The 355-nt window shown below is 66.8% G+C and carries 1 protein-coding gene; it reads left to right on the forward strand.

The window, feature by feature from the left end:
- Positions 1 to 331, forward strand: a 331-nt coding sequence (locus AC5WRT_RS39140; RefSeq protein WP_496101122.1) for an SsgA family sporulation/cell division regulator, incomplete at its 5' end; no start/stop codon positions are given.
- Between the last annotated feature and the right edge of the window lie 24 nt (positions 332 to 355).

Raw genomic sequence — 355 nt, forward strand, 5'->3', positions numbered from 1 at the left:
CTACGAGCCCGCTGACCCCTACGTCGTCCGTGCCGCCTTCTTCGCCGACTGCGACGAGCCGGTCGAATGGATCCTGGGGCGGGATCTCCTGGCTGACGGTCTGAAGGGTTCCGCAGGCCACGCGGACGTCCGGATCTGGTCGGCCGCGGGGCGGGGTGACGAGTCGATCTACATCGCCCTCGGGTCTGCCGCAGGCACCGCCTTGCTCGAGGTCCCCGTGCAGGACATCTCGTCCTTCCTTCAAGACACCCAGGCTCTGGTGCCACGGGGTACCGAGTCCGGACTCATCGACTGGGATGCCGAACTGGCACACCTCCTCCCCCAAAGCTGACCGCCGACCATCCATGCTCAGAAG

It is taken from the genome of Streptomyces sp. NTD91, assembly GCF_059510455.1.